This is a genomic window from Streptomyces sp. NBC_01716 (assembly GCF_036248275.1).
In the GTDB taxonomy this organism is placed as follows: Bacteria; Actinomycetota; Actinomycetes; order Streptomycetales; family Streptomycetaceae; genus Streptomyces.
Genome location: NZ_CP109181.1, coordinates 8,547,984 through 8,561,114, shown reverse-complemented (window position 1 = coordinate 8,561,114; position 13,131 = coordinate 8,547,984). Strand labels below are relative to the sequence as shown.

General features: G+C 68.1%; 13 protein-coding genes and 1 pseudogene. 3 read left to right on the top strand and 11 right to left on the bottom strand.

The features are described from left to right. Nucleotides 1-40: 40 nt before the first annotated feature. Nucleotides 41-271: a DUF4387 family protein gene (locus tag OIE74_RS38065; protein WP_329392090.1), complete on the bottom strand. Its 231-nt coding sequence runs from the start codon at nucleotides 269-271 to the stop codon at nucleotides 41-43. Nucleotides 272-484: 213 nt separating this feature from the next. Here OIE74_RS38065 and OIE74_RS38060 point away from each other — a divergent pair, with 213 nt between their 5' ends. Beyond that, the gene (locus OIE74_RS38060; protein WP_329392089.1) at nucleotides 485-814 is read left to right on the top strand and encodes a hypothetical protein; all 330 of its coding nucleotides are present in this window, start codon (nucleotides 485-487) and stop codon (nucleotides 812-814) included. A 290-nt stretch (nucleotides 815-1,104) separates the two neighbouring features. Here OIE74_RS38060 and OIE74_RS38055 read toward each other — a convergent pair whose 3' ends face one another. The 5 genes and pseudogenes from OIE74_RS38055 to OIE74_RS38035 all read right to left on the bottom strand — a co-directional run. After that, nucleotides 1,105-2,685 (bottom strand): Mu transposase C-terminal domain-containing protein, encoded by a 1,581-nt coding sequence (locus OIE74_RS38055; protein WP_329392088.1) that lies wholly within the window; start codon nucleotides 2,683-2,685, stop codon nucleotides 1,105-1,107. Between the two features lie 27 nt (nucleotides 2,686-2,712). After that, a complete protein-coding gene (locus OIE74_RS38050; RefSeq protein WP_329392087.1) occupies nucleotides 2,713-3,174 on the bottom strand; it encodes a type I-E CRISPR-associated protein Cas6/Cse3/CasE in 462 nt (153 codons plus the stop codon). Continuing rightward, nucleotides 3,141-3,350, bottom strand: a complete 210-nt coding sequence (locus OIE74_RS38045; RefSeq protein ID WP_329392086.1) for a type I-E CRISPR-associated protein Cas6/Cse3/CasE — start codon at nucleotides 3,348-3,350, stop codon at nucleotides 3,141-3,143. The genes OIE74_RS38050 and OIE74_RS38045 overlap by 34 nt, the downstream gene beginning before the upstream one ends. After that, on the bottom strand, nucleotides 3,347-4,141 hold the full coding sequence (cas5e, locus tag OIE74_RS38040; protein ID WP_329392085.1) for a type I-E CRISPR-associated protein Cas5/CasD: 795 nt from the start codon (nucleotides 4,139-4,141) through the stop codon (nucleotides 3,347-3,349). The genes OIE74_RS38045 and cas5e overlap by 4 nt, the downstream gene beginning before the upstream one ends. Before the next feature lie 181 nt (nucleotides 4,142-4,322). Then, nucleotides 4,323-4,496: pseudogene (locus tag OIE74_RS38035) on the bottom strand (type I-E CRISPR-associated protein Cas7/Cse4/CasC); the annotation flags it as partial. A 72-nt stretch (nucleotides 4,497-4,568) separates the two neighbouring features. Between OIE74_RS38035 and OIE74_RS38030 the strand changes: the two are divergent. Both OIE74_RS38030 and OIE74_RS38025 read left to right on the top strand, forming a co-directional pair. After that, a protein-coding gene (locus tag OIE74_RS38030) for an IS3 family transposase (RefSeq protein ID WP_443076401.1) occupies nucleotides 4,569-5,800 on the top strand; the annotation gives its coding sequence in 2 pieces (ribosomal slippage) (nucleotides 4,569-4,872 and nucleotides 4,872-5,800; 1,233 coding nt in all). A gap of 133 nt (nucleotides 5,801-5,933) precedes the next feature. Beyond that, a complete protein-coding gene (locus tag OIE74_RS38025; protein ID WP_329392083.1) occupies nucleotides 5,934-7,205 on the top strand; it encodes a competence protein CoiA family protein in 1,272 nt (423 codons plus the stop codon). Nucleotides 7,206-7,435: 230 nt separating this feature from the next. Here the strand turns inward: OIE74_RS38025 and OIE74_RS38020 are convergent, their stop codons facing one another. From OIE74_RS38020 to OIE74_RS38000, 5 genes are all read right to left on the bottom strand, one after another. Beyond that, nucleotides 7,436-8,407 carry a DUF4238 domain-containing protein gene (locus OIE74_RS38020; protein ID WP_329392580.1) on the bottom strand — a complete coding sequence of 324 codons (972 nt, stop codon included), beginning with the start codon at nucleotides 8,405-8,407 and terminating at the stop codon, nucleotides 7,436-7,438. A 1,184-nt stretch (nucleotides 8,408-9,591) separates the two neighbouring features. Beyond that, the gene (locus OIE74_RS38015; protein WP_329392082.1) at nucleotides 9,592-10,377 is read right to left on the bottom strand and encodes an aldehyde dehydrogenase family protein; all 786 of its coding nucleotides are present in this window, start codon (nucleotides 10,375-10,377) and stop codon (nucleotides 9,592-9,594) included. A gap of 44 nt (nucleotides 10,378-10,421) precedes the next feature. After that, nucleotides 10,422-11,855 carry an aldehyde dehydrogenase family protein gene (locus tag OIE74_RS38010; protein ID WP_329392081.1) on the bottom strand — a complete coding sequence of 478 codons (1,434 nt, stop codon included), beginning with the start codon at nucleotides 11,853-11,855 and terminating at the stop codon, nucleotides 10,422-10,424. Then, nucleotides 11,852-12,733 (bottom strand): NAD(P)-dependent oxidoreductase, encoded by an 882-nt coding sequence (locus OIE74_RS38005; protein WP_329392079.1) that lies wholly within the window; start codon nucleotides 12,731-12,733, stop codon nucleotides 11,852-11,854. The genes OIE74_RS38010 and OIE74_RS38005 overlap by 4 nt, the downstream gene beginning before the upstream one ends. Then, the gene (locus OIE74_RS38000) at nucleotides 12,730-13,116 is read right to left on the bottom strand and encodes a carboxymuconolactone decarboxylase family protein (protein ID WP_329392077.1); all 387 of its coding nucleotides are present in this window, start codon (nucleotides 13,114-13,116) and stop codon (nucleotides 12,730-12,732) included. The genes OIE74_RS38005 and OIE74_RS38000 overlap by 4 nt, the downstream gene beginning before the upstream one ends. Between the last annotated feature and the right edge of the window lie 15 nt (nucleotides 13,117-13,131).

Sequence of the window (13,131 nt, the reverse complement as noted above, 5' to 3'; positions counted from 1 at the left end):
CGGCCGCTTCTACCTCCCACCTGCTCCCGCGCAAAGGCCGTTACCGCGGAAGGCACAGGCTCGCCAGCGGCACATGGTGCTGACCGGCGTGGATGTCCCGGTCGTGGATCGAGCCTTGGCTGACGGGGCGCGGGAAGGAGATCTTGACAACGTTCAGGGACGGGATGCGGAACATCTCGGCCATGGCCGCGTCGATGCCGTAGAGCCGGGCGATGGTGCGCTCATCGATGAACGTCTCATCGGCAGCGATCCGGTAGCCCTCCACAGGCACGTCCGGTTCTGAGGGGGCCGGGTCACGGCGACGTGACCCGGCTCCCCGACCGCAACCGCGCGGTCGCCACCCCGCTTCGACAAACTCTCCGTCCGCTTCGAAGCCACCGTCCTGATCGCCGCAATCAGTGAATGGCTCCGACCGGCCTGAACTGACGGTTCCTCATGCCATGCTGACCGCGACCAGGATCGGCAGGGTGAGAGAGGAACAAGGATGGGGGCTCAGTACTACGGCGCCGACAGCGAGAACGGCGACCGCGTGGACGATCCCTCCGAGGACGCGCTGTTCATGATGGTCAGCGACCTGAACGACTCCGACAACACCTTCGTCGTCGTCCAGCCCGACGAGGACGATCCCCTCTGGTTCGTCTCAGTAGCCGTCCCTGACGAAGGCGGCTACGAAATCGTCCGCCGCGACACCGCCCGCAACGAGCACCAGGTCATTACGGCGACCAGCATCGATCACATCGCCCGCGACCTCACCGTCTGGATGGCCGCCCGCGACTACCCCGCACGGCCAAACAAACACATCAGCGACCTCTAAAGCACCCCTTAGCTGCCTGGAGCGGCGACTGCGGCAGCCCGCGACGGTGCAGTGACCGGCGTCCACGGACCGCATCAAGAAGCGCGCGGCCGATGATGCGGACGGTGTACGCGCGGCGCGGCAACAGCACCGCGTCGAGCACCACCTGCGTGGCCGGCCCGAGGCCCCGTCGTTTTGAGGCTCATCCGTGCCGGGGCACGTGGCGGGTGGTGGGGTCGAGGCGGCTGAGGTAGTGGTCTTTGTGGGGTGGTGGGAGTTGGCTGGTGGTTGCGGAGCGGTGGGCGGTTGGGTCATGCCTGGTCCGTGTCCGTGTCCGTGTCCGTGTCGGGTGTGGGGGTGGGCGGGTTGGTGTGGGGGCGGGTCCATTCGTCTGCGGGGGCGGGCAGGGGGATGTGGCCGGGCAGGGCTTGGGTGGTGAGGTCGAAGCCGTCGAGGTCCCGCAGGTGTTCGAGGGCCTGTTCTTCGGGCAGGGCGTCGAGGGGCTGGGGCGGGGCGGGCTCGGTGGCGGCGGCGTAGCGCACGCGCCGGTTCTTCTCCGCTTTCTTCAGTTGTGCGCGCAGCCGGTCTGCTTCGCGGCGCCGGGCGCGGGTGAGGGCGCGGGTCTGTTCGGGGGTTGCCTGGTTGGCCATGAAGGCGGGGCCGAGGTGGCGGTGGGTGCGGGGATCGTAGAGCTCGATACGGCGGTCGTGTTCGGGCAGGTAGCGCAGGGTGACCTTTTCTCCGGCGAGGCCGTGCATCCAGTCGGCGATGTAGTTCTTCTTGCGCCAGCGCACCCCGCTGTTGTTGATGGTCAGGGGGGCGCCGTGGCGTTCGAGGGTGTAGGTGTGGAGGTCGTCGGGGGGAATGGTTTCGATCGGGGTGGTGTCCGCGTTCCAGGCTTGGGCGGGGGTCTGTCCGTTGAGGCTTCTGATGGGGTGTTCGTGGTTCCACCAGTGGACCCATTCGCGGACCCTGGCGACGAATTCCTCGAAGCGGAGCAGGGGTTGGTCGGGGTCGACGGGTTTGCCGCCGCGGAGCGTGGGGGCGTGGGTGTAGCCGGGCATGTCGGCGAACAGGGTCTTCTTGACGGCTCCGTTGACTGCTTCGACGGTGGGTTTGCCTTCGGGGGTGAACGGGGGCAGGGCGATGCGTTCGGTTCCGATGCGTCCGAAGGCTTCTCCGACGGCGTTGCAGAGGAATTCCTTGCCGCCGTCGACGCGGACTCGTTCGGGGACGCCGCCGAAGGGGCCGTGGTCGTCGTCGATGAGTACGGCGTCTCGGGTGGCGAGGAGGACCGCTTCGCGGCTGGGGCGTTGGGGGGTGATGGCCAGGCCGCAGATGGCGCTGGTGGAGCAGTCGGTGAACCAGGTGATCCAGGGTTTGCGGATGTGGCCGTCGATGTTCACTTTGACGCTTGCTTCGACGTGGTCTGTTTCCCAGGCGTAGTTGCGGTAGTGGCGTTCGCGTTCGCCGGAGATGTCGTAGCGGCGGCGGGCGTTTTCTCCCTGGCGCAGGCCGGCGCGCTGGCCGGGTGACAGGGCCCGTGCTGCTGCGCGGTGGAAGGTGGCCAGGGAGGGTGGTGGGTCCTGGTCGAACTGGTCTTCGGCGATGAGTTCTCTCCAGGCGGCGTTGGCGTTGCCGCGCGAGCGGGCCACGGCGTCGATCATGTAGGGGGTGAGGTCGAAGCGGGTGCGGCCTGCTGGGGTGTAGGTGCCGTTGTTGAGGCGGGCGTTGGCGAGCCAGCGGTCGACGGTGCGGGGGTCGACGCCGAAGGCGTCGGCGACGCCGGTGATGCGGGTGGGGGTGAGTTTCTGCTGCTGCTCAAGGGCCAGGAGGCGTCGCACGGCTCGGGCGCGCAGGGCGGTGAGGTCGGGGCCGAAGGGCTGCGACATGCGGGGGTCCTTGGGGGTTTCGGCAGGTCAGGCTGGGACGAGGGAGAGCATGCCTGCGCCGTACGGTTTGCCTTTGCCGATGCCGTTGGTCAGTGCGTGCGCGAGGAGGTGAGGGTCGGTGATGCGGGCGGTGCCGTTGAACTGGGTCAGCCGGTAGTGCGGTCCTGTGCTGCGATCGCGGCGGGGGAAGGGCCGTGGGGTGCCGTGGCCGGTGATGATCTCGAGTCCTGCCGCGGTGGCACGGCGGTGCCACCAGGCCAGTGCGTCGTCGCCGGCCAGGGGGGTGCGCTTGCCACGGCGGCCGCCGGTGACGGGGTCGCGCACGGCGGTGGCCGAGCGGCTGGCGAGGGGTGCCGCGTTGATGCGGTAGTGCACGGGGAGGCCGGGTTGCAGACCTGTGAACATGGCGGTGAGATCACGGCTTTGGGCGCTGGCGTAGTGCCGGGGCAGGGAGGTCAGGTCGGGTTGGTGGGCGGTTTGGACGAACACGACGGGCTCGGCTGCGGGTTCGAGGCGGTAGAGGAGCCCGGCGGCGGCGCGGGGGACGGCCCGAGGTTGTCGGGGACCAGGCGCATGAGCGTTTTGTGCAGCTGGCGGGAGTCCGCGAGGTCGTTGCGGACCGCGCGGTGGCGGGGGTTGAGGACGATACGCGTCAGTGTGGTCACAGGTGTGTTCCGTGCATGTAGGCGGCCAGGGCGTCGATGGGGCGCGGCCCGGCGTAGAGGCGGGCGGGAAGTTCTTCGGTGGTGAACCACAGGGGGCGAGGTAGGTGGCGTCGGCCTGCGGTGGTGAAGTCGACCGGTTCGCCGGCCGATTCCCGGTCGGGGTAGGCGGTGCTGTCGCCGGGAGGCGGGTGTTCGAAGACGAAGGTGACGGGGACGCTGTCAGCGCCGGGGCGGGGTGGTGTGCTGAGGCTGAGGGGAACGCGCTCGCGGAGTTCGGTGAGCGGGTCGTCGGTGCGGGCGAGGACGAGCGGCTCGTCGGGAACGCAGGTGCGGCGGCCGAGGAAGGGGGCGTAGCGCGGCTGGTTGAGGGTGTCGGCGATGTGGGTGATGAGGGCGTCGGGGCCCTGGACCGCGGCGGTGAAGACGGCGCCGGCGAGGTAGTCGCGGTGAGAGATGAGGGTGGAGCCAGCCGGTGGGCGGTGTCCGCCCTTCGCGGTGTGCAGGCTCTCCTCGGGCGGGCGGCCGCCTCCCACGGTGTGGTAGTCGCGGTAGAGGGTGCCGGGGCGGTCGATCCTGAGGGTGAAGGTCAGGTCGCGGTGGTCCGGTGTGTCCGGGAACTTCGGATAGGGGGCGAGGGCTTCTTCGCGGGTGCGGCCCTGGGCGGCGGCGAACATGCCGATCAGGGCGGAGCGGGTGGGGAAGGGGGCCGTGTCGCGGTGGTGGAACACCCCGCGTTCTCCCCAGGACTGCAGGAGCCCGGACAGGCGCAGGATCAGGCCGGTGGTGGTCACTGGGGGTCCTGTGGGGTGAGGGCGGCGGTGGCGCAGGCTTCGGCGAGGTCGTCGAAGGAGTCGTGGCGGGTGCCCAGTTGCGGTGCCAGCGGGTGCTGGCGGCGTGGCCGTGGGCGATACGCCGGCGGGTGCCGACGAGGCGGTTGATGGTGCTGGCGTAGTCGGCAAGTACCTGGCGGGCGGGGGTGGTGTAGCCACCGGAGGGGGCTGCTTTGACTGGCTGTTCGAATGCGGCGCCGTAGGAGATGGGGCGGCTGTCGCGTACTGCGTAGTGGACGAGGTCGGGAACGGTGTGCGGGGCGGTGGAGGTCTTCTTGCCCTGTGGCAGGCTCATGATGAAGTGCCAGGTGAACAGTTCGATGAGCTCTTTGAGGCCGTCGGTGTTGCCTCGGAGGTTTGAGCTGCACTGAGATTCGTGGAGTCCCTGATGTCAGGGTTACGATCCTGGCGAAGGAGAACCACATCAGTGCCAGCACCACGGAAATACCCCGATGAACTGCGTGAGCGGGCGGTCCGCGAGGTCCGCACCACAGGCCGCCCCGTCGCGCACGTTGCGAAGGACCTCGGCATCCACAAGGAAGCCTTGCGCGGCTGGGTCCGCCAGGCCGAGGCGGATGCCGGTGAACGCGACGACCGGCTGAGTACGGCCGAACTCGACGAACTCAGGCAACTCCGCAAGGAGAACGCCGAGTTGAGGCGGGCCAATGAGATTCTGAAGGCCGCTTCGGTGTTTTTTGCCCAGGAGATCGACCGTCCCCGGACGAGGCCGAGCAGGTGATCGACCACCTGCGCGAGAAGGGCCTCGGGGTCGATCCCGTCTGCCGGGAGCTGGACCTGTCGCCGTCGACGTACTTCGCCCGCAAGAAGCGCCCGAAGTCCGCCCGCCGACTGCGGGACGAACAGCTCATGCCCATGATCGAGCAGACCCACGCCGAGTCCGGCGGGACTTACGGAGCCCGCAGGATCACCCGCGCGCTGCGGCGCAATGGCATCAAGGTGGCCCGCTGCACGGTCGAGCGCCTGATGGCCGAGCTCGGCATCGAGGGCGTCATCCGCGGCCGGCGCCGGCGAACCACCGTCAGCGAGCCGTCGGCGCCGAGGCCGCCGGACCTGGTCGACCGGGACTTCACCGCCGACGGCCCCGACCGGCTCTGGGTCGCCGACATGACCTATGTCAGAACCTGGTCCGGCTGGGCTTACGTCGCCTTCGTCCTGGACGTGTTCTCCCGCATGATCGTCGGCTGGCGGATTGCGAACCATATGCGGACCGAACTCCCCCTGGACGCATTGGAGATGGCGCTCTGGCGTCGGCGGATCAAGAAGGACTCCGGCCTGGTCCACCACTCCGGCAGGGGGTCGCAATACGTATCAATTCGCTACACGGACCGGCTGTCGGACATCGGCGCCTCCGCGTCGGTCGGCTCCGTCGCGGACTCGTACGACAACGCCATGGCCGAGGCACTGAACGGCACCTTCAAAGCTGAGTTGATCGAAATGCAGGGCCCCTGGCGGGACGTCGACCAGGTCGAGCGAGCGATCTTCCAATGGGTCACGTGGTACAACGAAGAGCGTCTCCACTCCGCTCTCGATTACGTACCGCCCGCCGAGTACGAACGGGACTTCTCGCAGAACCTGGAACAAGTCCCGCAGTCCGCCTGAACCAAGATCACCGGACTCTGCGAAACTCAGTACAGCTCACTTCCACACCAGCTACGGCATCAGAATCAACCTGACCCATGAGGACCTGGGCCACCCTGACCGGCCAGGGCTTCTGGAAGAGATAACCCAGCCCGTGGGGCAGCGGCCACGCGACCTGCTGCAGTGCCTGACCGACTACGACAACGGCCAGTGCCAGTGCGCGCTGGCTGACAAGACGCCTTGGATGTTCGTGCGCCGTCAGCGCAGTGGCAGTCAGGTGATATGGGTGGCGGCGCATCTGCCGCTGACGCACATCGCCACCGCGCAGGAGAGCGAGAAGCACAAGGCGATGAAGGAACGGATCGCCCGCTCTGCTGCCCGGCACGGCTTGGACGTCCAGGTGGAGGCTCGCTCCCCGGACGGCCGGATGATCTCCGACGTCCTGGTGTCCGGGGCAGGCGCCCGAGTCGGCTGGGAAGCCCAGTACTCCCCCATCAGCTCGGGCAGCGTCCGCAGACGCTCCACGAAGGCCCGTGACAACAACATCGCCCCGTTGTGGGTGACCGGGGACGCGTCGTCGGCGCTCATCGACCGGGCTCCGTGGGCGAGGGTCGACGACGTTCCCTGGCAGCGCATCGCCTCGCCTCTGGCCATGGTCATCCGCGGCGGTGTGCGCCATCTGCAGGTCTGGAAATGCGACACCAGCAGCGAGCGGCCATGCCCCACCACCGGGCAGGCATGCGGCAAGTATCACAGCGGATGGTTCCTGCCGGCCCTGTGCCTCCCGCAAGAACGTGCCACCCTGCTCGACGAACTCGTCGTCACCAGCGCGGACGGCGAGCACGTCCCCTTGCGCGTGCGCAACATGCACGACCCCCGCCGCGTCTCCTACCTCTGGGCCCTCGAAAGCGATGTGACGCGCTGGCACAACCTCGACGACGGGAACAGCGCGCCGCCGGACAGCGAAGCGGCAGACGACGAGCCGGTCACCTTCACCGAGGAAGAGCTCGACAGTTCATGCCGCTACGGAGAGGAAAGCCACCACCGCAGTGATCCCCGGCCACGGAGGGACATGTCCTCCGCCACCGGCTTGCACACCTTCGAACACGCCCCCAACGAGCCCTATCGCATCCCCAGCCGACCCGTGCAGCTACAGCTGTCCACCCGTGAACGCGTCGCCGTCTCCCGCGAGTTGAATTGCCCGCCCTGGGAAATCGGCCCGTGCACGGTGTGCGCCACCCCGATACACCGCTACGGCACCAACAGCCCCTCGCCTGCCCGGCCTGCCGAACCCCCGCGCCATCGTATTGATCCGGAGAAGCACCGAGCCCTCCCTCGCGCGCTTGCTAAAATGCAGCTCAGGAACCCTCAGACCCGCGCCAGCGGGGGTGACTCGGTCCTGTTCTTCTTCGAGGCGATGCCGTAGTCCTAACGACCCGCGCGAGCGGGGGTGACTCGTGGAGCCGGTAGGTCACGCGGCGCCCCGGCGGATCAGACCCGCGCCAGCGGGGGTGACTCCACAGAGCGGTGTGGATCCCCTGACGTCCGGCAATCAGACCCGCGCGAGCGGGGGTGACTGGATGCAGGAGTTGCCGTCACACGGCTACGCAGGGGTGGGCCGGGCAGGACTCCTGCTCAACCCACTGCCGTGTGGTTTCAGCGGCGAGTGGTGTACATGTGCAAGATGTCGCCCATGGGCTCCTCCGTGCCGTCCGGGTTCTTCCGGATGCCGGGAGCGGTGTTGAAGCGCAGTGTGGGCCCCCGTTTGCTCAGCTGAACCTTGTCGAGTGCTGCGTGCCGGTCCGGGTGCCCGATGACGACCTGCTCGCAGCTGTCCGTGAGGTCCTGGTTGCAGCTGCGTACTCGGCTGAGCTTGACCTCATCGGCGGATGTGCCGTGTCCGGGGGTAAGCACGAGCTGGGCGGTGGGGCTGACGGGGAACCTGATCTCGTGGGCGCCCTCCAGGCCGAAGCCCTGGTAAGCGTCACTCGGTGTTTCCGGGCGCCAAAGTACGAGGGGTGCGTCAGAGGTGAGGAAGATCGGCTTGCGGCTGGTCTCGAGTCGCCAGTGCCGGGCACGGTAGTGCGGGATGCACACACGGACAGAGCTGAGCGTCACGGCGACCGCTTCGTCGTGGGTGGGGTCGTTGCCGCCGTTCATCGCTCGGGTGCCGTGGTAGTAGTCACAGGCACCTTGGGCTTCGGCTTCCCGTGGCAGGTGACCGAGATGTCTGCGTGTGAGGTACTCGGTCATCAGCGCCAGGTCGACCACCCGGCCGTGCGCGTAGGCGGTGACGTTGCGGCCGAAGAGCGGGCCTGTGCGCTTCCGCGGGGTCCTGGCCATCTGAACAGCCAGGTAGAGGCAGAGCAGTTCACGGTCGTCGGTGCCGGCGGCTGGAGGCATTCCCGTCTCGTCTATTCGGCGCAGGGCGGCAAGCCCCTGCCCTTCCAGGCCGCTGAGCTCGTGCTCGATGGCCGTGGAGGGCATGCCGTTATCGTCAGTGATCGTATAGAACCCGGTCTCGGCTGCAACGTTCTTGACGTTGGCGAGGTGCGTCTTTGGTGGATACCGGCGTCTCACCCTGACCATGTCGCCCCGCCCGAACCGTGCCAAGTAGCTCTGAGGCACATAGTGGTGAAGTTTCGGCACAGACACATCGCCCAGCGTAAGCGACGCGACCTCGATGCCCCACGAGGTTTCCCGAGCCTCACGGCCCGCAGCCCCGGTCAGCGGACACCGCAGGCGCGACCTGGTGCCGCTGGTCGCCGACCAAGCCGCAGGCGCACGAGACCAAACAACCGAGGGCGACCCGCCTACAGTTGCGGATGGGCACGGACGCCGTATCTACCGGTGCGAGATGGTTGTATCCGACACAGCCGAAAGGCATGTGGACGGTGAAGTCATCACTACTGATGCAGAGTTGAGGAGCAGACCGATCCCCGTAGGGGGCCGCCACGTGCGGCACCGGCAGCCGTCCCGGCGTCTACCCGCCGGTCAGACAGAGAACAGCCGTGCTGACCGCTCAACATCGAGCACAAACAGGCCCCCGGCGCTAGCGATGCACCCCCTTTCCGGGCACCAATGAACTCTTTGCCCACATAGGGCATGCCGGGCGCCGCACTCGGCCGGTTGAGGGTCTGTCCGGCCGACCGGCTGCCCGCGAAGCCGCTCCTGGTGGCGCCTTCGCGCCCGCCTCCGTCGCCGAACGGTCTTCCACAAGCTGGTGATCTCGATGACGGCGAACGCCGAGGTCGGGACCCGGAGCTCCACGGCTGCCCCACACCCGACCGTCGCGTCCCACCAATCCATCACAGCAATCCCGACCGGCGGACGTCCCCACCCCACCGCCCCGCTTCGCACACGGCGGCACGCAACCGAAGTCCGACGGGAAACCCTTGCGCCAAAGTGACCGAAGAACACCCTGCCCGCTTGCTAAACTACAGGTCAGCAAGCCTACGCCCCGCGCGAGCGGGGGTGACTCCCCGAGCATCGGGTTCACGAAGATCAGCCCGGTCTACGACCCGCGCAAGCAGGAGTGACTCCTCCACGAGCGCTTACGCGGCCTGAAGAGGCAAGATCCCGCGCGAGCGGGGGTGATTCGGTGGGCAATAGCCGTAGTCGTGTCCCAGTCCCGGAACCCGCGAAGAAGGCCGCCTGCGGCAACCTGCCGAGAGCCGACGCCCACCCATGACACGGCCGCCCTCCGGACAGTGGCTGTCCTTCACACAGCACACCAACAAAACCAGCAGGTCAGAGCCCTCCTCGTATTGCAACTCTCACCACAGCGAACAGGTCTTTCTCACTAGGCAGCATCAGTAAATCTCATCGGGTGCCCGACCCAGGGTCCACAACTCTCCTATGCTCCAACGGCTCTGCGGCCCAGAGGAAAAGACACTGGAGTGAGAATCGCTCAGGACAACCAAGTGACAGTCAGCACCCGGCGGGAAGCTCGCCTCTATGGTCAGCCGGGTCAGCGCCGCGATGGACAGCGGGGTCTGCTCGGCCGGCTTGACGACGATCGTGCAGCCGGTGGCCAGGGCAGGTGCCAGCTTCTTGATCGCCATCAGGAGAGGCAGGTTCCACGGCACGATCGCCGCGACGACGCCGACAGGCTCCTTCAGCGTGTAGGCGTGGAAGGTGCCGCCGTGGCCGGCCGGGTAGGAGATCGGGATGGTGTCGCCGGTGATCTTGGTGGCCCAGCCGGCGTAGTACCGGAGTACGTCGGCCGAGAAGGGGATGTCGAAGTAGCGCATCTCGTCCATGGGCTTGCCGCTGTCGACCGAGTCGATCGCCGAGAGTCGCTCGGCATCGCGCTCGACGAGATCGGCCAGCTTCCAGAGCAGCCGGCCGCGTATTTGCGGCGTCATCGTGCGCCACGGTCCCGCGGGGGCGAATGCGGCACGTGCCGCGGCCACCGCGGCGTCGACGTCGGCCGGCTGCGCGGCAGGCACGTGGGCGATCACCCGGCCGTCGGCCGGGTCGTGGACGTCGAAGGTCTCACCGCCTTGCGCGGTGACCCATTCGCCACCGATGAACATCCGGGTGGCGGCGTCGATGTCCGCCTCGAGCTGGGGGGCGAAGGGGGAAATGGCAGCCATGACCGTTCCTGGTTGATGGGAGGAAGCAAAGAAGGGCGAGGTGGTCAGGCTGGGGCGAGCCGGACGCTGATGCTCTTCACGTGGGAGTAGTGCAGCAGCGCCTCGATGCCCTTCTCCCGGCCGTAGCCGCTGAGCTTGTGGCCGCCGAAGGGCATCTGCACCGACTGGGTCGACCAGGAGTTGACGTAGACCTGGCCGGCCTCGATCGACTCCGCGACCCGGAAGGCACGGGAGATGTCCGCGGTGAAGACGCCACCGACGAGACCGAAGTCGGAGTCGTTCGCGATCGCGACCGCCTCGTCCTCGGTGTCGAACGGGATCACCGCGAGCACGGGCCCGAAGACCTCCTCGCGAGCTACCGTCATGTCGTTGGTGACGCCGGTGTAGACGGTCGGTTCGACGTAGAAACCGCCCTCCCGGCCCGGCACCGTGGCGACATGGCCACCGGTCACGGGGGTCGCGCCCTCCTCGGCGGCGACCTTGAAATAGCGCTGCACCGTCTCGTACTGGTCGCGGGTGATCATCGGACCGAGGTTCTCCCCGGGCCGTACGGCGGCAGCGATGCGGGCGACTGCCTCGACGAACGTGTCGTGCACGGAACGCTCGACCAGCAGGCGGGTGCCGGAGGAGCACACCTGTCCGGCGTTGGTGACGAAGGCACGCACGGCCTCGCTCGCCGCGAACTCCAGGTCGGCATCGGCGAAGACGATGTTGGCCGACTTGCCGCCGAGTTCGAGAGTGAGCGGCAGCACCCGGTCGGCGGCGATCCGCCCGATTTCCTGGCCGACCCGCACGGAGCCGGTGAAGGCCACCTTGCGGACCAGGGGGTGTTCGACGATCGCGGTGCCGACCTCGCTGCCGCGGCCGAGTACGACGTTGAACACCCCGTCGGGCAGGCCCGCCTCGGTGGCGATCCGGGCCAGCTCGAGCGTCGTACGCGACGTGGATTCGGCCGGCTTGGCGACGATGGTGTTGCCGGCGGCCAGCGCCGGTGCACACGCCCGTGCCGCCTGATTGATCGGCAGGTTCCACGGAGTGATCACCCCGATCACTCCGAAGGGCTCACGACGGGTGTAGACGTGCAGATCGGGCTGGATGTCGAGGACGTCACCGGCCGGCAGGTTGACCAGACCGGCGTAGAACTCGAAGTAGTCGGCGCTGCCTCGGATCTCGGCCGCCGAGAGCACCAGCGGCTTGCCGGTGTCGGCGGACTCGAGTTCGGCGAGCCGGTCGACATCGGCGCGCAGCCGGTCCGCGACGGCCGAGAGCAGCCGGCCGCGGTCCATCGAGGGGAACCGGCGCCAGCCGGGGGCCGCCGTGGCAGCCGCGCGGACGGCCAGGTCGGCATCGGCCGCGCTGCCCAGGCCGGTCTCGGCTCCGGCGCCACCGGTGGCGGGGTTCTCGCCGGGTCGCGAGGTGGCCGCGGCCACCGTCTTCCCGTTGATCCAGTGCGTCAGCACCGCATCGTTCTCGCTCAACGCCGTGCTCCGATCAGCTCGTACATCTGGGTGTGGTCGGTCGCAGCGGAGACCGCGGCGGCGATCCGGCTCCACTGTCGGGCCACCTCGTGGGCGACCTCGGCCTCCTGGTGGAGGTCGTCGGCCAGGTCGACGGCGATGCCGACGTCCTTGGCCATCAGATGGAGGGCGAAGCCGGACCCGAAGGTGCCGCTCGTCATGAACTGGATGACCTTGTTCTCACTGGTGTTGGAGCGGCCCGAGGAACTGTTCAGCACCTCGGTCATGGTCTCCGGGGTGATCCCGAACCGCTCCCCCAGCTGGAGTGCCTCGACCGTGACCGAAATGGTCGCGGCCGAAACGAGATTGTTCAGCGCCTTTGCGGCGTGGCCCGAACCGACCGGTCCGACCACGATCACCGTGGACGCGAGCGGCTCGAAGACCGGCACCAGCTGGTCGAGATCGGACCGCTCCCCTCCGGCCATCACGGCCAGCTTCCCGGCGACGGCACCGCGAACCCCACCGGAAACGGGCGCGTCCACGAAGCGCAGGCCTGCCCCGGTCAGCCGGGCGGCCAGCGCCCGGGTACGCGTGGGTACCGAGGAACTCATGTCCACGACGAGCGTTGCGGGTCGCAGTGCGGCGGCGACACCGTCGGTTTCGAGCACGGCCTCGACGACCGCGCTGTTGGGGACCATCAGCACCAGCGCGTCGGCCTCGCCGTACGATGAGGGACCCGTCGCGGCGGTGGTACCGGGGTGCTCCTCGACGAAGCCGGCGACCGCCTGTTCGTCGAGATCGCCGACGACGAGGGCGAAGCCGGCCCGGTGGAGCAGGGAGGCCATCGGTGTACCCATCTTCCCCAGGCCGATGAAGCCCAGGGTTCGCAATTCGCTCATTTCGACTCGGTGTCCATCTGGGCGATGACCTCGGCGGCGAGACGGAAGGCCTCGAGAGCAGCGGGACCGCCGCAGTAGAAGGCGGTCTGCATGAGGACCTCCTTGATCTGCTCGACGGTGACGCCGTTGTTGATCGCGCCACGGACGTGCGCCTTGAACTCGTGGCCGCGGTTGAGGGCGGTGATCATCGCAAGGTTGACGAGGCTGCGCTCCTGCAGCGTCAGGCCGGGGCGGTTCCAGATGTCTCCCCAGCAGTACTGGGTGACGTACTCCTGCAGGTCGCGGGAGAAGCCGGTGGCCGCGGCCAGCGAAGCGTCCACGTGCGCGTCGCCGAGCACCTTCCGGCGCATCGTGATGCCCTGGTCGTACAGGTCCTGGTTCATGGGTTCCTTCCCGGG